General features: G+C 45.4%; 24 protein-coding genes. 7 read left to right on the top strand and 17 right to left on the bottom strand.

From position 1 onward, the window contains the following. Positions 1-516: 516 nt before the first annotated feature. The 4 genes from BREVNS_RS00650 (at position 517) to prmC (ending at position 3,692) form a co-directional block, all read left to right on the top strand. Positions 517-1,386: a hypothetical protein gene (locus BREVNS_RS00650; RefSeq protein ID WP_483427146.1), complete on the top strand. Its 870-nt coding sequence runs from the start codon at positions 517-519 to the stop codon at positions 1,384-1,386. Between the two features lie 98 nt (positions 1,387-1,484). Next, the gene (locus BREVNS_RS00655) at positions 1,485-1,679 is read left to right on the top strand and encodes a hypothetical protein (protein ID WP_483427147.1); all 195 of its coding nucleotides are present in this window, start codon (positions 1,485-1,487) and stop codon (positions 1,677-1,679) included. A gap of 121 nt (positions 1,680-1,800) precedes the next feature. Continuing rightward, positions 1,801-2,862, top strand: coding sequence for a peptide chain release factor 1 (gene prfA / locus BREVNS_RS00660; protein WP_483427148.1), 1,062 nt, complete (start codon positions 1,801-1,803; stop codon positions 2,860-2,862). Continuing rightward, positions 2,862-3,692, top strand: a complete 831-nt coding sequence (gene prmC, locus BREVNS_RS00665; RefSeq protein ID WP_483427149.1) for a peptide chain release factor N(5)-glutamine methyltransferase — start codon at positions 2,862-2,864, stop codon at positions 3,690-3,692. The genes prfA and prmC overlap by 1 nt, the downstream gene beginning before the upstream one ends. Positions 3,693-3,755: 63 nt before the next feature. Here the strand turns inward: prmC and BREVNS_RS00670 are convergent, their stop codons facing one another. Genes BREVNS_RS00670 through BREVNS_RS00715 form a run of 10 tightly spaced genes read right to left on the bottom strand, consistent with a single transcriptional unit; the run spans position 3,756 to position 12,766 of the window. Further along, positions 3,756-5,297, bottom strand: a complete 1,542-nt coding sequence (locus BREVNS_RS00670; RefSeq protein ID WP_483427150.1) for a hypothetical protein — start codon at positions 5,295-5,297, stop codon at positions 3,756-3,758. Between the two features lie 11 nt (positions 5,298-5,308). Then, on the bottom strand, positions 5,309-6,475 hold the full coding sequence (locus BREVNS_RS00675) for a hypothetical protein (protein ID WP_483427151.1): 1,167 nt from the start codon (positions 6,473-6,475) through the stop codon (positions 5,309-5,311). Between the two features lie 9 nt (positions 6,476-6,484). Further along, positions 6,485-6,946, bottom strand: a complete 462-nt coding sequence (locus tag BREVNS_RS00680; RefSeq protein WP_483427152.1) for a hypothetical protein — start codon at positions 6,944-6,946, stop codon at positions 6,485-6,487. A gap of 60 nt (positions 6,947-7,006) precedes the next feature. Beyond that, complete coding sequence (locus BREVNS_RS00685; protein ID WP_483427153.1) at positions 7,007-7,318, bottom strand: YbjQ family protein; 312 nt, start codon at positions 7,316-7,318, stop codon at positions 7,007-7,009. After that, positions 7,299-7,523, bottom strand: a complete 225-nt coding sequence (locus BREVNS_RS00690; RefSeq protein WP_483427154.1) for a hypothetical protein — start codon at positions 7,521-7,523, stop codon at positions 7,299-7,301. The genes BREVNS_RS00685 and BREVNS_RS00690 overlap by 20 nt, the downstream gene beginning before the upstream one ends. Positions 7,524-7,570: 47 nt before the next feature. Further along, the gene (locus BREVNS_RS00695) at positions 7,571-8,938 is read right to left on the bottom strand and encodes a tetratricopeptide repeat protein (protein ID WP_483427155.1); all 1,368 of its coding nucleotides are present in this window, start codon (positions 8,936-8,938) and stop codon (positions 7,571-7,573) included. After that, a complete protein-coding gene (locus BREVNS_RS00700) occupies positions 8,935-9,582 on the bottom strand; it encodes a hypothetical protein (protein ID WP_483427156.1) in 648 nt (215 codons plus the stop codon). Before BREVNS_RS00700 ends, BREVNS_RS00695 begins: the two co-directional genes overlap by 4 nt. Then, positions 9,579-10,307 (bottom strand): MBL fold metallo-hydrolase, encoded by a 729-nt coding sequence (locus tag BREVNS_RS00705; protein WP_483427157.1) that lies wholly within the window; start codon positions 10,305-10,307, stop codon positions 9,579-9,581. Before BREVNS_RS00705 ends, BREVNS_RS00700 begins: the two co-directional genes overlap by 4 nt. Beyond that, entirely contained in the window at positions 10,300-11,994 is a 1,695-nt protein-coding gene (locus BREVNS_RS00710; RefSeq protein ID WP_483427158.1) for a motility associated factor glycosyltransferase family protein, read from the bottom strand. The genes BREVNS_RS00705 and BREVNS_RS00710 overlap by 8 nt, the downstream gene beginning before the upstream one ends. Positions 11,995-12,001: 7 nt before the next feature. Beyond that, entirely contained in the window at positions 12,002-12,766 is a 765-nt protein-coding gene (locus tag BREVNS_RS00715) for a phosphatase PAP2 family protein (RefSeq protein ID WP_483427159.1), read from the bottom strand. A gap of 337 nt (positions 12,767-13,103) precedes the next feature. Between BREVNS_RS00715 and BREVNS_RS00720 the strand changes: the two genes are divergently transcribed. The 3 genes from BREVNS_RS00720 to BREVNS_RS00730 are packed head-to-tail and all read left to right on the top strand — an operon-like array spanning position 13,104 to position 14,301. Next, positions 13,104-13,766 (top strand): lysophospholipid acyltransferase family protein, encoded by a 663-nt coding sequence (locus BREVNS_RS00720; protein ID WP_483427160.1) that lies wholly within the window; start codon positions 13,104-13,106, stop codon positions 13,764-13,766. 11 nt (positions 13,767-13,777) lie between these two features. Further along, the gene (locus BREVNS_RS00725; RefSeq protein WP_483427161.1) at positions 13,778-13,978 is read left to right on the top strand and encodes a hypothetical protein; all 201 of its coding nucleotides are present in this window, start codon (positions 13,778-13,780) and stop codon (positions 13,976-13,978) included. A 2-nt stretch (positions 13,979-13,980) separates the two neighbouring features. Next, on the top strand, positions 13,981-14,301 hold the full coding sequence (locus tag BREVNS_RS00730) for a DUF503 domain-containing protein (protein WP_483427162.1): 321 nt from the start codon (positions 13,981-13,983) through the stop codon (positions 14,299-14,301). Here BREVNS_RS00730 and tgt read toward each other — a convergent pair. The 7 genes from tgt to BREVNS_RS00765 form a co-directional block, all read right to left on the bottom strand. Further along, the gene (gene tgt, locus BREVNS_RS00735) at positions 14,265-15,416 is read right to left on the bottom strand and encodes a tRNA guanosine(34) transglycosylase Tgt (RefSeq protein WP_483427163.1); all 1,152 of its coding nucleotides are present in this window, start codon (positions 15,414-15,416) and stop codon (positions 14,265-14,267) included. The genes BREVNS_RS00730 and tgt overlap by 37 nt on opposite strands. A gap of 9 nt (positions 15,417-15,425) precedes the next feature. Beyond that, the gene (locus tag BREVNS_RS00740) at positions 15,426-18,290 is read right to left on the bottom strand and encodes a hypothetical protein (protein ID WP_483427164.1); all 2,865 of its coding nucleotides are present in this window, start codon (positions 18,288-18,290) and stop codon (positions 15,426-15,428) included. 14 nt (positions 18,291-18,304) lie between these two features. Further along, entirely contained in the window at positions 18,305-18,949 is a 645-nt protein-coding gene (locus BREVNS_RS00745; RefSeq protein ID WP_483427165.1) for a bifunctional 4-hydroxy-2-oxoglutarate aldolase/2-dehydro-3-deoxy-phosphogluconate aldolase, read from the bottom strand. 39 nt (positions 18,950-18,988) lie between these two features. Next, positions 18,989-19,942, bottom strand: coding sequence for an acetyl-CoA carboxylase carboxyltransferase subunit alpha (locus BREVNS_RS00750; RefSeq protein WP_483427166.1), 954 nt, complete (start codon positions 19,940-19,942; stop codon positions 18,989-18,991). A gap of 151 nt (positions 19,943-20,093) precedes the next feature. After that, positions 20,094-20,723, bottom strand: a complete 630-nt coding sequence (locus BREVNS_RS00755) for a hypothetical protein (RefSeq protein WP_483427167.1) — start codon at positions 20,721-20,723, stop codon at positions 20,094-20,096. Between the two features lie 68 nt (positions 20,724-20,791). Beyond that, the gene (locus BREVNS_RS00760) at positions 20,792-21,991 is read right to left on the bottom strand and encodes an argininosuccinate synthase (RefSeq protein WP_483427168.1); all 1,200 of its coding nucleotides are present in this window, start codon (positions 21,989-21,991) and stop codon (positions 20,792-20,794) included. A gap of 11 nt (positions 21,992-22,002) precedes the next feature. Then, positions 22,003-22,308, bottom strand: coding sequence for an STAS domain-containing protein (locus BREVNS_RS00765; RefSeq protein ID WP_483427169.1), 306 nt, complete (start codon positions 22,306-22,308; stop codon positions 22,003-22,005). Positions 22,309-22,351: the final 43 nt, after the last annotated feature.

Consider the following 22,351-nt stretch of genomic DNA (forward strand, 5'->3'; position numbering starts at 1 on the left):
AGTGAGGGTGCAGGAGGCACCCGGGGCGACATCTTTTGTTGCTTTTCCCCAAAAGCCCACCGAAGCGTAGCCGCGGGGACCCCGCTTTAGCGGGGAATCGGCGAAGCGAGGTGGGCGCTATGCTTCCGAAGTCAGGAGGACGAGTTGTGGTTGCCGAAGTCCAGAGGGCGAGGCAATGTCGCCCACGGAGGAAGGACTTCCCCTAGAAAGAGAAGATGTTTTTCTCCTTGCCCGCAAAAGCGGCCCATTGTCCGTCCGAGGCGCATGCGTAGCATGCGACGAGGACAACGCCCCTTTTGCCCGCGCGGGAGCGCTTCGTGAAAGAAGGAAAATGGGTAACAAAAATAGCCCAAAACTGAAAAAGAAAAGATGGTCGAACAAGTATTCAGTTTTTTTGTAAAGATACCCACTCTCTATGAGTACGGAACGACACCTCTTCTCAACAAAGGCACCCATTACTTGACAGTCCTCTCCTCTTTCCCTATAATTATGTATATACGAAAAGGAGCATGGCCAATGCGAATGGAACTGCGCTACTTAGAAAACGGGCGCGTCGAATGCCGTTATCATCAGGTACATCTCTCCCTCTGGGATATCCTCAAATACACCCTTCACCACCCCTATCTGAAGCACTATCTCATCAAAGACTACGAAGGTGGAAATACCCTTGTCCCCAGAGAAACCTGGAAATATGAAGAAAATCTTGTCTACAAAGAGATTTCCCCAGGTGTCTATTACTTCCCCTATGAATCGCTTGGTTTTGTGCTAAACGATAGTCTCTCCTCTCTCAGTTTGTATGCCTTTGAGGAGAACTTCACCGGCATACCTGACATCTCCTCTGCGGATCTTGTGGTGGAAATACGGAATACCGATGATATTCGTCTCATCTTTTCCCTCTCCTTTCTTCCCTTCTTCCTTGGATACTATACGCTCTCTGTTCTCAAGATCGGCTTTGAGGACGTGACTATCACGCATTTAGCCGGAGTTTTTGAAAGTATTATCTCCAAAGAAAAACCCTCACTGTGGGAACCGATTGTGGGAAGCGTAAGCATTACCCCTCAGGGGCTCTCCTTTCTGGTAGAAACCAGCGAACGAGGGGAGGAGGTGTATTACCGATTCACCTACAAGACCAAATGCAAAAAAGAACGTCTCAAACCCCACGAGGTGAAGAGTATCGCTCTTACCTTCAAAAAAAAAATCTTAGTGACTAAAGAAGACAAACTCATCTTCGTAACCGGCGCTTTTCTTCTTTTCTGGTTGGCTTCCGTTCTTATCAAGAAAAAGTTTTTTGTCCCCCTTCTTCTTTTGCTTGGTTTTTCCTTTCTTTTCTGGCTACTGGTGAAAAGGTTTTATCTTGTTTTTATGACAAGGCAAACATCAAAATAAAACGGAAAAAACAATGGATTTTTCTGCTCTTCGCATCCTCAAGACATTAGGGAAAGGAAAATCTGGTATCTCCTACCTCGCTGAATACGAGGGGCGCCATGTCGTCCTCAAAAAGATGCAGAATACAGAATTTTACCAATTGGGGAATCTATTACTGGCTTAATCATGAGGGCTTTCGGGAATTTGCTCAAACACAAAACCCGGATTTTATCAACGTCCCCCATACCGGCATCCCCATCAAGACAGAAGCCATAATCCAGCAAAGAGAACGGCTCCTATCCCAGAGGTTTTAAGCCCAAGGTTCGGCCCCTGTGTTTTCGGTCATAGGATAAACAACTTTTTTTATTCAGGGTTTAGCATTTGCCTCTTTTTTATTTTTGCGTTATAATATTGCTCTCAAAAAAAGGAGTTTCTATGCATCCAAAAGCCCTTGATCTCATGCGAAAATACGAAGAGATGGGAGAGAAACTTGCAAACCTTTCTCCCGGTTCTCAGGAATACATCAAGATCGCCAAAGAACGGGCTGATCTTGAACCATTCGTTGAGGTATATAACCGCATCCAGAATATCGAAAAACAGATCGCCGAACACAGGGAAATCCTTGCCTCTTCTGATGATGAACTCAAACAACTTGCCAAGGAGGAGCTCCCCCTTTTAGAAGAACAGAAGGAAAAGCTTGAAAAAGAGATCCTTCTCCTTCTTCTCCCCAAGGACAAACTCCAGGGGAAAAACATCATCATGGAGATAAGAGCTGGAACAGGAGGCGATGAGGCGGCTCTCTTCGCCGCTGATCTTTTCCGTATGTATAGTCGCTACGCCGAGAAAAAACGCTGGAAAATCGAGGTGATGGACTATAGCGAAAATGAACTTGGGGGTTACAAGGAAATCATCTTTTCTGTAAAAGGCAAAGATGTGTACGGACATCTCAAGTTTGAATCCGGTGTTCATCGTGTCCAGCGAGTACCTGCAACAGAAGCCAGTGGGAGACTCCATACCTCGTCCGCCTCTGTGGTGGTGATGCCAGAAGCCGATGAGGTGGATATCCAGATCAACCCAGACGACCTCAAGATTGATACCTTCAGGGCCGGAGGAGCGGGTGGACAATACGTCAACAAAACAGAATCTGCCGTTCGTATTACCCATATCCCCACAGGTATTGTGGTGGCCTGTCAGGAGGAACGCTCCCAGCTTCAAAACCGTGCAGCGGCTATGCGTATGCTTCGAGCAAAACTCCTTGACCTCGAAATCCAGAAACAACTCCAGGAGCAAACCTCTATTCGCCGAAGTGCCATTCGAACAGGAGATCGTTCTGAGAAAATTCGCACCTACAATTATCCCCAGAACCGGGTCACCGACCACCGTATCAATCTCACTCTCTACAAATTAGACCAGATCATGGATGGAGAGTGCGATGAACTCATCAACCAGCTTATTCTCAGTGAACAGGAAGAGCTCTTGAAAAGCCTCGAGGTATGATGACCTATCGAGACGCCTACCGAAAGGCCTCCCAATTTCTCAGAGAAAAGGCTACTTTAGATCCGGATTTCTCGGCACGCTATCTCCTTGCCCATGTGACGGGAAGCGAACTCAACACACTTCCCCTTCTCTGGGAGAAAGGGCTCTCATCTGCCCAGAAACACTTCTTTTTTCACCTCGTAAACAAACGAGGAAGGGGTATTCCTCTTGCCTATCTTGTAGGATACACAGATTTTTACGGTAAACGCTTTACCGTTCGTCCAGGGGTTCTCATTCCCAGACCTGACACTGAACATATCCTTTATGCCGTCCAGGAATTCCAGCAGGATTTCTCCCATATCCTTGATATCGGAACAGGAACAGGTATCCTTGCCATTTCGCTTGGTTTTCTCTTTCCCCATGCCATCATAGAGGCCTGTGATATTTCCTGGAAAGCTATTCGACTTGCCAGGTTCAATGCCCGCAAGCTCAAAAAAAACATCCGCTTTCACTGGTGCGACTTTTTGAAGCGTCCACCCTCCGGCAAATATGACCTCATCGTTTCCAATCCGCCCTATATTTCTCCCCAGGAGAGTTCTCTCATAGAGCCATCTGTCCTCCGTCATGAACCAGAGCATGCCCTCTTTGGTGGCAAGGATGGGCTTCTCTTCTATCGCGCTATAGCCCATTACTCCCTTGACCACCTCTCTTTCGATGGCAAGATAGTCGTAGAAGTTGACCACAAGTGGGAGAAAATCAGGGATATTTTCACAGAATACTCTTTGAAATGCCAGATTCGGTATGATTATCAAAACCTACCTCGTGTCCTCATCGCTGAAAGAAAAGCGTAGAGTCGTTTTCTTCTTTAAAACAAAAGGGGCTGTTCCCTAAACCTGGAACAGCCCCTTGATTTTTTATCGTTTAATCTGAACACCCGCGTTTTCTTCCCCTTCTCCCTTGAAAACAGGTTCTGCTAATGAGCCTTCACTACTGGATTGTTCCTGAGAAGCCTGTGCCTTCTGTACTTTGCGACTCGGTCCATTTGCCCCAAACTCAAGATAGTACTCCAAGCCAAAGATATACCCCAGGGCATCTTTATGTCCAGGATAGTGCCCAAGCTCCTTTCCATAATAGGTCACATACCCCGTGAGATTTCCCATCGTGATAGGAAACAGAAGCACACCCAAAAAACCTGGCATCCAGGGAATATCCCGTATCCATGAAAGGGTGAGATTCACCTTGCCTCCTGCCGTCGGATAACCCTGATTGAGCCCTACCCCCACCTGGATCATATCCAGCAGAAGTTTCACATCAGCCCCAAGACGTACCTTGGAAAGAAGAGATAAGGGTTTGGTATAGAGAAGATCCTCCACTTCACAGTAGAAAGAGGGTTCGTTCACCAAAAATTTCAAAGGCTTGGCCACAGGATAGGTGTACCTCACCCCTGCGACCACATTCGGAAGGATCCAGTCAAAGGCATAGTGGTCTTTGGTATCATTCGTGGTCTTATACTTCCAGAGAATAGGAGAGAGAAGATTTTCTACCTTCATGGCTATTTGCCATTCTTCTCCTATTCTCTTCATTGCCCCAATATCGAACCCAGCACCAAAACCCTGACGAACATTCTCATACTGAAGAATGGCTGCACGGTTGGTTTCTATCGCATTCATATATGACGTGAGATCATCAAAACTCTCGAATCGGATACGCGTCATAAAAGGATAAATTCCTACGCTTGCTCCAAGCACCACATCTCCCACAAACGGAAGGTCATACCTACCAAGCCCAAAAGAAGAAATCGCCCCTGCTCTCAGCAAAAGAGAAACCTCCGGATCCCTGAAGAAAAAGAAAGTGCTCTCCTTTGAGGTAAAACTCCCATAGGTTTCTAAATCCACCAGAGGCTGAAAACCCACCGTATTTCCTTTGCCAAGAGGAAGAAAAAGAGAGCCAAGCCCCATAGTCACACGGGTATAAAAGCCTGGCGTCGTATTGGAAAGCACAAGATTAAGAGCCCTCTTGAGATAGGTAAAATCATTCGTTGGATTGGCCAACATCTCTGTTGAAAAAGCCCCTCCCGTTAGAGGCACCACATAATCCAGCCCTCTTTTGAGAAGAACCGTGAAATTTTTATCCGCATAATAGGCCAGGTAGTAAAGATACGCCTCAAGAAGCTGATAAAACGAGGTATTTACCCCCACGGCTAATGAACTAGAAAAAAGATATACCCTTCCAAGCTTCCACTCAGGAAAATTGGTGCTTGAGGTACGAAACATCCACGGATTGGGATACCCGCCATATCCCATCATCAAAGCCGGGTTGTTAAATCCTGCCCACGGAGAACTATAGTCGAAGAGCGTCACATTCCCCTTGAAGGCTGTAGAAGAGGAGGGAACCCCTTCAGCAAATAAGCCAGAAACACCCAAAAGAAACAAGAAAAGAAGCCAAAAATGTCTCATTTTCTCCTCCCTTACAGGTTAAGTCCCTGAATCAGATTTGAAATCTCTTCAGGGGTATACTGGTTGGTAATACTCGTGACGACATTACTTACATTCTCATCATTCAAGTTCATTCCAGCCAGGGCCTCACCGTAGGCTTTCAACCCACCACTGTGTGAAGACCACGAAGAAGGGCGAAAATCCCCAAGGGCATTATAGGCATAGCTTCCCACAAGCACCTGGTGAAGGTCATTACATACCCTTCCCACATTGGTTGGTGTATAGCGAAGCACATACAAAAGCCTGAAAGAATTGGTATAGTCGGTTTTGGCAGAAGGATTGGTGAGCGCATCCCGGATCTCATCATACATACTGGGATATACTGAAGAGGACGCCGGTTGTCTTCTCATGAAGGTTGAGGGGCGAATCACACATCCTATCATTCCATCTACATAGCTGATATTGAGATAGACAAAACGCAAAAGGCTAAGCACTTCTTCGATGGCATCATGAGAACCCTTGAGAGTATTGGTGAGGTTGTCTCCTGTATAACTTGTATTCACCTCCGTACTCGCCGTGACATTACTCAGAATACGGTTGATATCAAGTGAAAAGACAATCTCATTATTTTGCATTACCAGATAGTCCGGGGCCGTAAGGAACTGTTTATCTCCATTGGAATCCAAGAGATTGAGAGCGGTGAGACTGAGATACGCCACAAGAAGAACGACATTCACCTCAAGGCTATCATCCTTAATAACCCCATCACCCTGATTGCCGATAATCCCGTTCGGTCCTTCGAGAACATCAATAATTTTTTTATAGAGAGGTACCTCCCCCCCAAAGAGCACATTCTGGAATTCTTGTTTATTCAAGGAAGCCAGAAGCCCAAGATAGATATTGTCCCCCTGTTGATGAGACTCTTCAGCGACAATATTGGCCACAGGAAGCATTATCTGCCACAGAAGCGACTTGGCATACCCAAGCCGTGCCTCACTTGAGCGAGGATTGATTTTCATCGCCTGTTCAAAAGTAGAAGCCGCACTCACATAGTCCTGCTTTTCAAAATACTGCTGGCCTCGATACACAAGTTCTTCGGCACTCACCCCGCTCATGGGAGGGGTAAGCCATTCAAAAAAATTACACCCAGAGAAAAAAACAACTACACTTACTAAAAGGATGTTCTTTATTCTCCGCATACCATCCTCCTACCATTTGAATCCGGCAGCCAGTTCAAAAGACCAGACTGGTACAAACACAGGCACAAGAGCAAAATCCCCATACACTCGAAAATGAAGTGACCAATTCGTCCATTGATGAACAAGACCAAGTCCCACAGGAAGCCCTATAGCCTGGAAGGTATGGGGTACCTTCAACCCCGTATAAAGGTAGGGATTTACCCCCTTTTCAGAAAATATCCACCAGGAAAGAGCCAAATGCTGCATAGGAAAATACCTCACCGTTGTCTCAAAGGTAAAAACTTTGACAAAGGGATTCCAGCGAAGAGCCAACACCTGCCACGAAAGGTATGACACATCATACACCGTCGCTGACGTGGTAAGCCCCATATCATAGAAGCCAAGAATGTACTCTCCATCCCTATTCCAGACAAAAGGCTTTGCCCAGAGAGAAACTGCTATAGCCATCCCTAACAACCACAACCGTTTCATTATTCCTCCTCAAGACACTGCTTATAGTATTACGAAACAACGTCCCTAAAAGTGAAATCTTTACACAAACTTTACTGCCGTTCCATAAGCAACGATCTCAGCTGCCCCCTGCATCACAGCAGCCGACGCATACCTCATGCCCACAATAGCATCAGCACCCAATTTTTCAGCCTCTTCAACCATTCGTTTGGTAGCTATAGCCCGTGCCTCATTGAGCATTTCCGTATAGGAAAAAATCTCGCCACCCAAAAGCGTCTTGAAAGCGGCCACAAGATCCTTTCCTACATGTTTGGAATAGACCACAGAACCACGCACAAGACCAAGCGTTTCAAGCTTTTTCCCCTCAATGGTATCAGTAGTTGCGATAATCATCTTGTTCCTCCTTTTTGATTTCTCGCATCCTGGCAACAAAGGCCACCGTCAATGAGAGCAAGAGTACCACAAACAAAAACGACACAAAAAGCACTAACCCTAATGGAACACCCGCCCCTCCGAGTGCCCATACCAGAAAAAAAGCATATCCTCCTATCAGGGTTGCCATAACCAAAAAAATCACCAAAGAAATCAGATAATTCATACTTCCCTCCTTATGAGTATAAAACATCCTCTTATTCCTGTCAAATTTCATCCCTCCTGAACCACACTTCGAATGGTCTGGATAAATTCCTGTCCTTCCACCAGATGGCTTTTCTTCAAGAGTTCATGCAACACGGCATCCTCCCTCACCCCCATCAAGGAATACAACTCCACACTGGAAGGAAGCGCCTCAAAACTGGAAAGGAGCACCGAAATATCGGTAAGCTTACTATGAGAAATAGCCTCTATATGCCTCCAGAACACCACAAAAAAACTGCCTTTCCCATAGATAGCCACATCCGCATTCACTACCATCTGCTGAAAGGCGGTTCTACCCAAAATCTTTTTGCACACTCCCAAAAAAACATCCTGTCTCGACGTAAAGTATTGTCCCAAATAACTATGAGGCAAAAGCTTTTTATAAAGCTCATAGGTGGTTTTCACGTCCTTAAACGAGGAATCCATCATATAGATACGCTCAATATTCTTCAGAGACTGATATTCCTCCCCCGTGTTCCAGAGAAGATTGGCATAAAGATAGAGAAGTTCCTTTTTGACCTCATCAGGAGCAGGCTGGGCCAAATACTCCGAAACATACTGAATACCCCGATGGTAGTCCTTTACTTTAATCCATATCTGAATAATAGAAATCCACGTTTTCCATCTCTCCTGCGCATACTCACTTCCATACTGTTTCAAAAACGTCTCATAAGCCTTCAAGGCCTCAAAATACTTTTTGGTATTCTCAAGACACCGTCCATAATAAAACCATACCACCCCCTCTTCAAAATGATGATTGATGAGAAGCTCCCATTGTTTCAGAGAAAGCCCATAATTCCCATGCTCATAGAGAATCTTTCCATAGAGAAACCTCGCCTCCAGGATTCCTGGCCTTTGAGAAAGAAGCGTTTCCAAAAGCTCCTTCGCCCGTCGAGGATGATGAAGGGCATACTGACACTCGGCCGCTTTCAAAAGGGCAAGGGGATGATCCTCCTTCTGCTGAAGCACCATCATAGCATAGGCAAGAGCCTCTCGATAATTCCCCTGACGCTGGTAGAGGCTCAGCAGGGCAAGCAGAAGATCCACGTAGAGGGGATGACGCAACCCTGCCACCCGACTGGCTTCCTGATAAAATTGAATAGCGTTCACGATCTGGTCCATAGCCTCATACGACCTGGCCAAATAATACAAAAGAAAAAGCCGTTCCTTTTGATGGAGCCTGTCGTCCTTTTCTAACCGTTCAGTAATAAGTCTCACACACTCCTGGTATTCCCTTTTTCGGTACAAACGCTGGACCTTTCGCTCTATGGTCTGCGAGAGAAACACAACCCAGAAAGACCATCCGACAATCCCGGCAAGAAGACCGGCTATCACAAGAAGTATCCCAAGAGAAAAGATATCCTGCCACCAGTTCATTGCCACACCCCCCAGCACCCATTGGTTAACATCCAGCCTTCCAGTCCACTCTCAGAACGAAAAAGTGTATATGCTCCTTTTCTTTTGAGTATCCAGCCTTCTATTCCTGCCGGGATCTCCTGCAAAACAAGCGCACTTTCCTCTGGCCTGTCCAAAAGAGAAGCCTTTTCTACCACCACAGCAGGCTCAGGCACAAAAAGCCTCACTCCTGCCACCCCCTGTATCACAAGGAGTATTCCTCCTATGAGATAAAGCACCACCATCACATGCTTAAGAAAAGGCCAGTTCTGGATTTTCTGGATCCACGGCGGACAAACCACCATATAACGCACCACCACAAGTCCCCCTCCCATGAGAAGAAAAACCACGGCTAACCAGGCTATACCATTCACGCCCGCCACACCTAAAACTACCCTTTCCATAGCAGGTTTATCAGGAAACTCCACTCGCATACTCTCATAGGTGAGACGAAAAACCCTCTGGCCAGGATCAAGCAAATAAGCTTTTTTGAGATACCAGAGTGCTTCTGCCTTCTTGCCTTCATTCCACCGACTGATACCCTCATTGTACAAGAGCTCAGGATTCCATCCCTTTGCGCATCCACAAAAAAGAAGCATCCCTACAAGAAAGATTTTTCCTCTCATTGATCGCACTCCTTTTTTTGTTGTTGAAGAAGGGATTGATTGTACTCCTGGAGATGAAGCCTCGCATTGGCTATAGACTGCTTGAGCGTTTCCTGGGGATAATCACAGATTTTCCCATGACCCGGGAAAATCCGACGAATCTGGAGAGTACTGAGACGTTCTAAAGAATTGATATAATCCCCATAACTCCCTGACTGAGAGATCTTGGAAATCACCCCATCAGCAAAGACCGTATCCCCTGAAAACAGAAACCTGTGATTCACCTCGTACAGACAAATACATCCCGACGTATGTCCAGGGGTATAAAAAACCCGAAGTTTATAATTTCCAAAATCAAAAATATTCTGATCCGTGAGCCAGATATTCACACGAGATTGAATGGCCTCTTCCCCATGCACAATGGCATGAATCACATACTCATCCTGGAGTTCCAGCTTGGTAGCGGCAAACCTATCAGCCGCAATCACCGCCGTTTCATAGAAAAAGCCAATCCCTCCTACATGGTCATAGTGTTCATGAGTACAGATAACCATATGAATATCACTCACCTTGAGCCCAATCTGTGTCAGTCCCATCACAATACGATGAAAATTTTTTCTCGTCCCTGTATCAATGAGTACGTTCTTGTATTCGCCTTTAATAATATAGACATGAGAACTTGGTTTCTCTCCATAGATGATAAAAATATTTTCTTCTACTTCCTGTAAAATAGGTCGTTCACTCATCTCCAAGCTCCTCAATTGCCTTGATCAAGCGGTAGGTTTTTCGTTCTAAAGAAATGGTATCCCTGTTCCCATATCGTTCAAAAAGCATTCGCTCCCGCATATAATACCTCTCAAGAAATTCCTGCCCAAGGGCTCGGATTTTCTCAAAAAAACCATCATCAAAAACGTATCCCTGCAATTCTTTTTTGAGCGCCTCAAGACGCTTTTGTATTTTGTGAAGAGGAGCCACTGGAAGCGGATCAGAAACAAACAACTTTTCCCTATCGTGAGAGAAAGGGGGAAATTTTTTTAGGACATCTTCTATGTCCTCATGGAGAAAACCCTCGAGTCTTACCCCATCACGCGTCGCATTGATACAGCGAATACCCCGAAATTCTGACAACCGCCTGGCTGAAACCTCAAACCATCCCTTGAAATTCGAAAGCACAAAGTCCGAATCCACTTCTTTTTCTCGAATACCCGGCTGTTTTTGCAAACGACGGGAAAGTATGGCCTCAAAGAAAATGGTATTGATGGGGTGAAGCCGATGAGCCTGAGGAAAATATCGGTAATAATGCGAGGTAGAGGCTACATGCGTGGTCTGATAACTAAACGCTAAGTCCTGGCCTACCAAGAGAAGGGGATTTCCCCCCATGAGAAAAGACGCATGAAACACAGAGGTTGAAACCGACCCCCCTGTTTCCACATCCCCAAGGGAGGTATTGAACTCCAGTTCAAGCCATCGTACAAACTCATGTTTGAGAAGAAATGGATTTCCCTGCGGATCAATATCCACATGGGCTGTAGTAGCCACATAGTGAGGACCTGAAGATGCCTCTTTCACAAAAGCAAGTGTCTCTGGATGAGCAACCATATCATACACTAAATGAAGACGTGAAAGATACTTCCTGTCTATACCCAAAAAATCCTCAAGGGTATGAACCTGAGCATCAAGGGAATAGACCATGTCCGGCACAATACCTGCCTCATACAAAGGAAGAAGGGCAGTATCTACCGCTACCATAAACACAGAGGATCGCACACGACTTAGCGCCGCCAAAGATTGTCGAAGAGAAGGTCCCGCCGAAACAATTACGATGGGCACATTTTGCTGACGAAAAAAAAGCTTGGCTAAGGGGGTAGAAAAACGGAGATTCCGAAGATTTCGAATCATGTGGATAAGCCATATCTCTTCAAACTTGAGACGTGTACTGAAGTCCCCTAATTTTACCTGGGTTAAGCGTTGAATCCGTTTCTCAAAGGCATCATAGTGGCCTATTTCATAACTCCCTCTGAGAATCACCGTCTTCACCCACCGAAGAGAGGAAAAATCCAGAAGAGCAAAGATACTATCCAGAGCCTCCTCGGTCTGTTCTGGCCCTACCCAGTAAAACGAGGAAGGAAGTTCATAGACCCGTTGAAATATCCTCGCAATCTCCGGATTGGTTTCAATCACTACTCCCCTCTCAAAGCCCTCTTTTTCGAGAAGCTCAATATGATACCCCAATCCCGCCCCCAGAACAATCACAAATGTCTTTGAAGGATCAAGACCTCGCAGCCCCTCAACGAGACGAAGGGCTTCTTTTCCAGGAGAATAGGGACTATGAACAAAACGATCCTGTATCCGCAGGGTAACAAGCCCATCCTTTGCCGAAACAAAGGCGGGATTTTCTTCCGCTAAACGCCTGAGGAGAGGATATCGTATCATACACACCTCACAACGGCAAGAAAAAAGAAAGAAAAAGTGCCACTCTCACACTCACATATCCTAGCACCATGCCCGCCAGCACATCCGTCGGATAATGCAGTCCCAGATACATACGGGAGAATCCTATCAGAATGGCCAGTACCAAAAAAGGCCACGTCCATACCGGATAAAAATACCACAGAAAAAAAACTACGGTAAATGCTCCCGCCGTATGACCAGAAGGAAAAGAAAACCTATCAGGGGGGGCAAGAAGAATAGAAATATCCCCATGTTTCACATACGGTCTATCCCGGGTAAAGATATTTTTGATCAAAAACTGCAAAAGAATCTGAATAAGCTGGGCCATGGCTAGCACAACACCCGCATACATATCTACAAACAAAAGAAAAAGAATCATCCCAAACCACACATACCCATCCCCAATACGGGTCATAATAGTCATAAAAACATTGAGACCATGCCGCCTCTTACGAGCCAAAAGAGCGACAATCTCCTTATCAAGATTGGCACTGATGTGAAACTTCTTTTTCTCCTTGACCGGAACTGCAATCTCCTGAAAAAGCACCTGAAGAATTGTCTTTTCCTTGCGACTCAGTCCACGAGTCAGGATATACCGACTTCGTCTTGCATCATAGACATACACATCTTCAAGATATTCCCGTACTTCCTCATCCTCAAGGGAATCCATGATAGCCTGCCACTGAGAAAGAGACAACTTCTTGGGAACGGGGAGAGGTTTTGATTGTGAAGAGGATCTTTTCTCTTCCGCCATAGGCACTCCTGCCTTTCTTTTCCTACTAACATTATACACGATTTTCAAAAAAAAAGAAAGCAAAAAAAGAATTTTCCCATTTGAGCCCTTTGCCCATTTGTGCAAAGGGCTCAAAAAAGTAATAAAAAAACAAAAAATAGTATAAAAAATTTTCTTCGTAATCAATAATTCTATTTTTTTTGAATAAAAAAGACAAACTGGCCCCTGTAAACAGAAAAATCGGGGGAGAGGGGCATAGCCCCTGACCCAGACAAGGGAAGAAAAACCCGTACAAGGGTCTACATTTGACTTTTTTCCCTTTTTATGCCATACTAAAGGCACAAAAGGGAGACAAACTATGCACTGGATAGCACGAAGTATGTATGAAGTGTATCGCACGGCCATTCGTGCTTACCTCAGAACCTTCGTCGAATTTCAGGTCTGGGGAGAAGAAAATCTCACGGAAGCAGGAAGCCCCTGCATTTATTGTTCCAATCACTTCTCATCCACTGATCCCTTTTTTGTCATTACTCTCATGAAGGAGCCGGTGCACATGGTTATTGGTCCAGGATTCTCTGTTCCTGTTGTGAAACATTTTCTCAAATGGATGGAACAGATCAATGCTCTGCCTGAACACCGCAAAAATGTCATCCCCCGCGCAGTCGAATACCTCTCCAAAGGTGAATCTATCTATATTTTTCCAGAAGGGGATCTCAACAATCAAATAGAATTCCGAGAATTTTATCACGGTATGGCAAAAATCTACAAAGCAAAACCCACCCCTATCATTCCCATTGGTATTGTCTCTCCCCGAAGCCATGTCAAACGCAAATCAGCCACCATCCAGGTGGGAGAACAACAGTATGAAACCCTCACTGTGCTCTCAGGAAAATACTACGCCAACATTGGAAAACCCATGCATTTTTCTCCCGACATCCCTCTCGAAGAGATCACCGAACAGGTACGAAAACAACTCGAATACCTTGTCTGGGACATCAAGGTCAATAAATTCTGGAGTTAAAGGAGTATGGTATGGCTCTCTTAGAAGATTTCAAGGCCATGGTGAACGGCCTCATTGATCACGCTGATGAGATTCTCTTTCTCGACCTCAAGGTCAAAATGAAAAACGGCAACTATATCCACTACCGTGTGGATCACAAAAAAGAACAGAAACTCCGGGACAAACTTGCCAAAATGGCAGAAAAGAAAGCGAAATCAGAGGCGAAAAAATAACCATGTTTTTAGGTATCCTCTCACTCAAGCTTTCTATTCCCTACAATGAAACCATAAAAGAAAAACGCAATATTGTCCGGAGTCTCAAAGATACCGTGAGAAAAAAATTCAATGTTTCTGTAGCTGATGTCTCTCAAGAAAGCTATGAAAGCTTCTATACAGATGTAGCGATCGTCGGCGTCTCCGGGGACATCTCGTATCTCCAATCAACCTTTGCCAATATTGTGAATCTTTTAGAGACCATGTACCAGGAATACATTGTCACCCACCACATTGACATTGTCTCCTACCTTCCCGATGAAGCCTCCCCATTCATCACATGAAGAAAGGCTCCCTGCTGGTATCGAGAAAGAAAAGTATACTTGAACTCAGCAAATCGCCCCTGGAGAATAGCCTCCCGTGCTTTTTTCGTGAGAGAGAGAAGGAAATGAACATTGTGAAGAGAGGCCAAACGAAGCCCAAGAATTTCCCCACTACGATGGAGATGCCGAATATATGCCCTCGTGAAATTCCGGCAAGCATAACAATCACACTCCTCATCAATCGGACGAAAATCGTACTCGAGCGCCTTATTTCGGAGATTCAACCGCCCATCATGAGTAAAGACTAACGCATTTCTTGCTGCCCGCGTAGGAAAAACACAATCAAACATATCCACACCCAATTCAATCCCGTACAGAATATCCTCCGGTACTCCTACCCCCATGAGATACCTCGGTTTATCAAAAGGAAGCACTTCATCAAGAACAGAAAGCATACGGTACATATCCGGCTTTGTCTCCCCCACCGAGAGCCCCCCTATCGCATACCCTTCAAAACCGATACCCACAATCTCCTCAACCGACAACCGCCGTAGATCCTCAAAAATCCCCCCCTGCACAATCCCAAAAAGCGTTTGATAGGGGCGCTTTACCCTTTCAAAGGCTTCCTTTGAGCGTTTCGCCCAGAGAGTGGTCCGCTTCAGGGCATCAAGCACCTCCTCATGAGAAGCATCCGCTGCCACACACTGATCAAAGGCCATCACAATATCCGCCCCGATGGCACTCTCAATCTCCATCACCTTCTCTGGAGTAAGAGAATGATACGATCCATCAATATGGGACTGAAACCGAGCCCCCTCATCAGTGATTTTCCGAAGCCTTGCCAAGGAAAAGACCTGAAATCCCCCGCTATCCGTGAGCACAGGCCTATCCCAGTTCATAAAAGCATGAATTCCCCCCGCCGCCTGAATCAGATCAATCCCCGGTCTCAAATAGAGATGATACGCATTGGAAAGAATAATCTCCGCTCCAGCCTCACGAAGTTCATGGGGGGAAAGAGTCTTCACGGTAGCCTGCGTACCCACAGGCATAAAAATAGGGGTATGAACCACCCCATGATCCAAAATAAGTTCCCCGGCCCTTGCAGAGCCCTCACTCGCCACCAATCGAAAATCCATAAAGCCCTCTTATTGAAGTTCTGGTGGAACAAAACGCTTGGTATAAGGAGGAAATTGATCCCTTGTTCCCGAAAGCATAAACTCAACCCTGAGCTGCGGTTCCCAGTAGGCTATACGCCTCAAACTGTCCAGTTGCCGCTGGATGGTAAACCCAACCCGCATCTCCCACTCATTGAGATAATGCGTGATCCCGAAATTCAGCGCCTGAATCTTGAAAAAACTCCTCTGAAGCCCCTGATAGTCAAAGATATTGATGCCATCCCAGAGGTTTTTCCAGAAATCCACATACGGCTCATTGAAACGACCACAGGCATCATAGTCATAACGATAGAGTTTTCTATTCACCACCTGCGTGGTAAAATCTAACTTCCAGTATTTCTGAAGCCAGATCACTGTCCCAAAACTCAGCGAGAAATAACTTGAACGAGGACTGAGATAATCTATCAAAAGGTCTGCCCGATAGGTAAGCATATCTATTTTATACCAGAAAGGGGGATAAAGCGTCGAAAGTGTACTAAAAGAAGCCATGGAAAGAGAAAGGTTGGTCTGTTTCAAGAGATCATAGCGATGCCTGATCGAAGGAATAAATGTCCATGGGGCCACCGGAACAAAGGCATTTTCCAGCACCACACTTCCCAAGATGCGGTTGGTAATCTCAGGATAACGCCAGATGATTCGTGAATTCCGTCTGGTAAGCGTATCAAGAGAAACACCGGTAGAAGAAGAAAACCACCACACGCCAAGGCTTGTTGAAAGACTCATGGTCTCACGAATCTGATTGTTGAGATAATCATCCTCAACCCCATTGGTAATACGATAGGCCGTTTGATAGGCATACGTCAATCGATACACCACGATATTTGAAAGCCAATTTACTCCAACTGAAGTATTGAGAGTATGAGAATACTCTCTCGGCATCGTCTGATAGATACTCCTGAACACCTGATACTGAAAGGTATGAGAAGCTGAAAGAGGAAATTGAATTTTCCAGACAGGATGAGTCCCAAGAGCCGGGGTAAGACTTGTAGCTGTACGCATGGTATAGTCCACCTGGGCCCCTGAATACAAAACATTGTTACTATAATTCACCTCAAAACTCGACCAGCGCTTGCGATTGAGAACAGAAAGAGTATGATCCCAGGTGATGATCTTATTGAGAAATTTTATATTCAATCCTATGGAAGCATTTTCCTGATGATGATACTGATCAGAAATCGGCATCCCATTGGTATCAAGGGTTTCCGATGAGGTATAACTGAGATTTCCATTCAAAACAGAAGAGGCACTCCACCATTCAAAACTATTGGTCGTATATACTTCCTGGGTGATGGTATTACTTTCTACTGAAGGAGGAGAGGAAGTCTGAGAAAGAGAGGCAGACTCTTTTTGGCCAGCTTCCCTTTTCTCTTGATTGGTTATCACCCCACTTGCTCCTTTGGCTTCCGAAGAAAGATCCCTACTATAAACCAGCTGGGTATTAGTCTCAACGCGATAGGTTCTGAAAGAGGTTTCCTCTACAAGATAGAGGGTTGGCAGGGTATACGAAATATTAGGAAACGACACCTGATAAAGATAATAACTATACGCATCATTTCGATACATATTCGAAACCTCTTCATTTCGCTTGCGGCTATACACCCATTGTCCATTCAGCATCAACTGGGGAGAGGTAATACTAAAACGACGGGTCAGCGAAGAAAAGGCGGGCGAATTATCACTCTGGGCAAAGAAGCTATTTTCCTGAGGCTGAAGAATATGTTGGATATTAAAAGTATCTCGCCTCTGGGAATACTTTTTGGTGAAAAAGGGATCGTTCAAATCCTCAGTATAAAAATTGAGCGAAAAATTCTCCTTCTGGAGAGTTCCTTCTAACATATAGTGCCAGGACCACTCTCTCACCGTCGTCCATTCATTGTTGATGAGAACCCACTGGCTGTAACGGTCGTTTTGCGCATCATAAAACAAACGAACATCATCCGCTGTTTCCCCAAAAAAACGAATCTGCTGAAAAGGTCCAACAGGTTTCTTATTGACATAACGAACAAAACCATATTCTCCCATACGCTCATAAAAATCGAGTCCAAACTGCATTGTCCCAAAAGAAGGCGACCAGTCCATCGTATTCATCACATACCATCCAATACGCTTTTCAATCCCCACTGCTGTCTTGATACCGGTCACCTTTTCTAAACGCAGAAAGAAAGGAAAATAAAAAAGCCTCTGTTGCCCCACCATATAGGTGTTATGAAGGGAAAAAATCACATCATCACGAAAATACCATACCTTCTCCGCATACAGTTCATAGTGAGGAATGTCCGCCGGTGTAAAGGTAAGATAGGCCTTTTTGAAAACAGCCCGCTTCTCACTCAAAATCTCCACTTCTTCCGCTGTATAAAATAGTCCAGGCGAAGTGGTTGTCCCCGTAGTATCACGAAGATAGGAACGAACCTCTCGCATGAGGCCCGTTTTCTTTTCCGGTTGATAAAAAAAACTCTTGGCTAAATAAATCGCATTTCCATCCCGAAACTCCACCTGATCAAAGGCAGCTATCTGGAGAATGGTCTTATTACTCTGGATAATCACATACACTCGATGAGCAGACAGTTTTTTCCCCTCAAAAAGAATACGAACATTCCCCGTGAACAAAACCTCCTGAATAGCCACAGCTTCATACTGACGCACCGATACCCTATCAAAACTTTCAAAAACAATTGAGGAGGCTCCTTCCAGTTTCACCCCTGAAGGAAGAGAAGCGGCTTGATTGGTCATTCGTTCATTGGTAAGGCTCTGGTTAGTAGGCATCGAATTCGGTTGTTGAGCCCACAGAACAGAAATTCCCAAGGTACACACAAAAAAAACCGCAAAACCTCTCACACCATCATCCTATCTTACAGTTTTACCATCTTGATACGATTATACGCATTCTCAATAATCTGTGTAATCTGATCGAATTTTTTCTGGACGATGAGTTCCTTCTTGTAAAGAGTGCTGCCAAGACCAACGGCTACAGCACCAGCGGCTATATACTCAATAGCCATAATAAGCGAAAGCCCCCCAGTCGCCAAAATCTCAAGTTCGGGAAGAGGTCCCCTGAGTTCCCTGATATACGAGGGATTCATTTCTCTGGCTGGAAAAAGTTTCACCACATCGGACCCGAGACGATACGCCTCATAAAGTTCTGTAGGAGTAAGCCCGGCCAAAACAAGCATCTTGTCTGCCTTTTTCACCTCGTCGATAATTTCCCGGTTAAGAATTGGGCTCACCACAAAATCTGCCCCTACCTTTACCGCTTCTTTTGCCTGTTCCCGAGTGAGCACCGTTCCAAGACCCACCGCCATCTCCGGAAACATCTCCTTGACACGCCCCACCTCTTTTACGATCCCTGGAATAGAGAGCGTAAACTCCATGATCCGACAACCAGAGGCGAGGGTGGCCCGCGCGAGATCTACCGCATACTCAGCATCAATACCCCTGACAATAGGAAGAATTCTCTCCTCCTTCAAAAGAGAAACCGTCTCTTTCGCCTTCACCATGGCCACATCCTCCTTGGTTCGTTTCGATTTAGTCCTTTGTTAGTCCTGGACCTGAACTACTCCAAGCCCACGGAAACGCTGATATCGTGCCTGTACCAACTTCGGAATACTGATTCTCACCAGTTCATCTAAATGCCGGAGAAGAGCCTTCCGAACAATGGCGATCGTTTCCTCCGGCTGACGATGAGCTCCCCCTATTGGCTCTGGAAGAATCTCATCAATCACTCCAAACTTCAAAAGTTCAGGGGCTGTGAGCTTCAATGCCTCAGCGGCCCTCGGTCCCTTGGAGGCATCACGCCAGAGAATAGAAGCACAGGACTCTGGGGAAATCACCGAATAGATCGCATTCTCAAGCATCAGCACCCTATCAGCGACTGCAATAGCCAAAGCCCCTCCACTTCCCCCTTCTCCAATCACGGTGGCAATAATCTGTGTTTTGAGAGCTGACATCTCAAACAGGTTTCTGGCAATAGCCTCACCCTGTCCCCTCTCTTCTCCCTCCATACCAGGATACGCCCCCGCCGTATCTACAAAGGTTAACACAGGAAGCCCAAACTTCTCAGCCAATTTCATCGCACGCAAAGCTTTGCGGTATCCCTCCGGCTGAGGCATACCAAAGTTTCTATAGAGCTTGTCCTTTGTTCCCTTTCCCTTTTCCTCACCTATCACCACACAACGGTAATTGCCCAAGGTGGCAAAACCTGTAATAATAGCCGGATCGTCTCGAAAATTTCTATCTCCATGAATCTCAAGAAAATCATCAAAAAGTTTGTCTCTATAGTCAGAAAAAATAGGTCTCTCTGGATGCCGGGCCACAAGTGAAATCTGCCATGGTGTCAAATTCTTGTAGGTCATCTCAAGCATATACTGTAGTTTTCGCTCCATTTCCCTAAGCTCAACAGAAAAATCACTATCCAGATGCTTTTTGAGTTCGGCTATTTTCTCCTCCATCATCTGGATAGGTTTCTCAAACTCTAAATAATATTTCCGCATCTCCGCACCTCTTTTTTCGTTTTTTCCCCGAAAAAAATAGACCTTTATATGATAAGAGCAAGAAAGAATTTGGTCAAGTTTTCAAAGAGAAAAGACTTTTCTCACGCCCCACAAAAAATAAAAATATTTTCCAAAAACCGTTCGTCTTACCTCACCATCTCACTTTCACCCCAACCGTGATCCAGAAAAACATCACTCCCCACTCAGGATAGGAAATAGACACACCAGCCACCTCTCCTCCTGCCGATCGATTCTTCACCATAGAAATCCCCACATCCAGAAGGGGAAACTCTACAAATACCCATCTCCACATTTCCCACTGACACCTAAGTTGAGAACCTACAGAAAAGGTTTGAAGATCATAGACATCTCCCTTCGTGAAAACAATCTGGGTATACCCTATCGTCACACTCCCAATAGGAAAAAAACGAAAAACCTCTCCACCCCATACCCAGGGAAACCAATCAAGCCCTCCCCTGAGCACCCGAAGAGTTCCATCTAAACCCTCTGTATCCCCTTCTAAAAAAGGATTTTCTGCAAGATGCTTCTCGTTGAGTTCCACCCCGATGTAAGAAAATCTATACCCGAACTGAGCCTTCTTCCCCAACCCCTCCTGACCAAAGAGAAAGGTCATATTCTGAAAACCAAGATTTTGAAAATTATTCTGCAGTAATTCTGAAACCTCAAACCCCACATAAAAGGTCTTCAAGGAATTGGTAAGCCCAAACGCCATCTGAGAGACTAAAAAAATACCCCACACGAAGTACCACTTCTTTCTCATTCCTCCCTCCTTATACAAAAAAAGAGGGAGAAAAGCCTCCCTCTTTTGATATCTCCTTTCCTCTTGCGTTATATCTTCCAGGGATTCTTTCTTGAGAACATCTCCATCGGAAGACCAAACAGTTTGATAAATCCCTTGGCATCCTTCTGGTCGTAGTTACTTCCTGCTTCAAAGGTAGAAAGATTAGTATCATACAAAGAATGTTCAGATTGTCTTGAAACAACCATACAATTTCCTCGATAGAGTTTCATCTCCACCGTTCCAGAAACCACCTCCTGTGTCGTATCGATAAACCGCTGAAGAGCCACCCGAAGAGGATGATACCACTGACCATAGTAGATCATCTCGCTGAATTTGAGTTCTATCATTTGTTTATAGTGCATAGTATCCCTTTCAAGGGTAATAGCCTCCAAGGCCTTGTGGGCCTCAATAAGAAGTGTGCCACCAGGTGTTTCATACACCCCACGGGACTTCATCCCCACGAGGCGATTTTCCACCACATCCACCACACCTACCCCATGACGCCCGGCTATGGTATTGGCCTCTCTCAGAAGTTTTACCCCATCCATCTTCTGACCATTGAGAGCAACGGGAACCCCTTTTTCAAAGGTGATAGAAACCACTTCCGGTTCATCCTGGACAGTAAAGGGATCCTTGCCCATCACAAACATAGAACTATCGTAGGTCCTGGTTACATCCTCAAGAACCCCTCCCTCATACGAGATATGATAGAGATTGGGGTCCATACTATATGGCTTCTCTTTGGTGACAGGAATAGGGATATTGTGCTTCTCTGCAAATTCAATGAGTTCACTGCGGGAGGTAAAAAAGTTGTCTTCCTTCCAGGGAGCAATAATCTTCAAATGAGGCGCCAGCGCACGATAGGTGAGTTCAAAACGTACCTGATCGTTCCCTTTGCCTGTAGCCCCATGAGCCACCGCATCAGCCTTTTCTTTCAAGGCTATCTCTACCTGTCTCTTGGCTATAATCGGGCGGGCAAGAGACGTGCCAAGCAGGTACTTGTATTCGTAGGTGGCGTTGGCTTTGATGGCCGGAAAAACAGCCTCTTCTACAAACTCTTTTTTCAGGTCTTCGATATAGACCTTGCTTGCCCCGGTCCGAATAGCCTTTTGCCGGATAGCTTCCCAGTCTTCATGTTGTCCCACATCTGCCACATAGGCAATAATCTCAGCATGGTACTGTTCCTTGAGCCACGCAAGAATAACCGAAGTATCCAAACCCCCAGAATAGGCAAGAACTATCTTCATCGTTTTCCTCTTTAATATTGATACTCAACAAAGGTGAGTTCAGCGTTGTCAATGATACGTTTCACCACATCTTTTGGGCTACGAATATAGAGTTTATGGCCGTGGGCATCATTGTACTTCCCCGTCATAATAAGCAGGCTAATCGCCGCCGAATCAATATAGTGAACATCACTGAAGTCAAACACAAAATACGAAATTTTGCCAGCGGCCACATCTTTTTCAATATCACCTTTGATGTTATTCAAGAAAAAAATGGTAAAATCGCCATGAACGCAGTAAATGGCGGCGTTGTTTTCAATTTTGCGTTCATACTGCATACACTACCTCCCACAGTCTTTTCGCCTCATATTATACGGCAAA

The sequence above is a fragment of the Longinema margulisiae genome, from assembly GCF_025266855.1.
In the GTDB taxonomy this organism is placed as follows: domain Bacteria; phylum Spirochaetota; class Brevinematia; order Brevinematales; family Thermospiraceae; genus Thermospira.